The 300-nt window shown below is 58.7% G+C and carries 1 pseudogene; it reads left to right on the top strand.

The annotated features are described in order from the left end of the window. Positions 1-106 precede the first annotated feature (106 nt). A pseudogene (locus FPZ47_RS28055) lies at positions 107-300 on the top strand (aromatic ring-hydroxylating dioxygenase subunit alpha); the annotation flags it as partial.

Below are 300 nucleotides of genomic sequence, written 5' to 3'. Positions count from 1 at the left end.
CGTAGCCAGAACAACCCACCCCACCAACCAGCGAATCCCCAGGTCAACCCGGATATTCGCCTATTTCAACAGCCTTAACTTCAGATTAGGCCATGGACATGCCGTGATGGAATATGTGGCACCGTGGGGCCGGCCGATCGCCAAGTGGGAGAAGCAATTCGGTGAGTCGACGCGGCCGGAAATCGAGAGGCTGCGGGCACGGCTCGTCGAGCTGTATCGCGCCGAACGCGCCGAAAGGATGGCCGACCACAACCGCAATCTGCTGATCTATCCCAACCTGATCGTCAACGACATCCAGTC

Origin of the sequence: Mycobacterium helveticum, assembly GCF_007714205.1 — a bacterium.
Taxonomy (GTDB): Bacteria; Actinomycetota; Actinomycetes; order Mycobacteriales; family Mycobacteriaceae; genus Mycobacterium; species Mycobacterium helveticum.
Note: the sequence above shows the minus strand (reverse complement) of the source record. Positions and strands in the feature narration are given on the sequence as shown.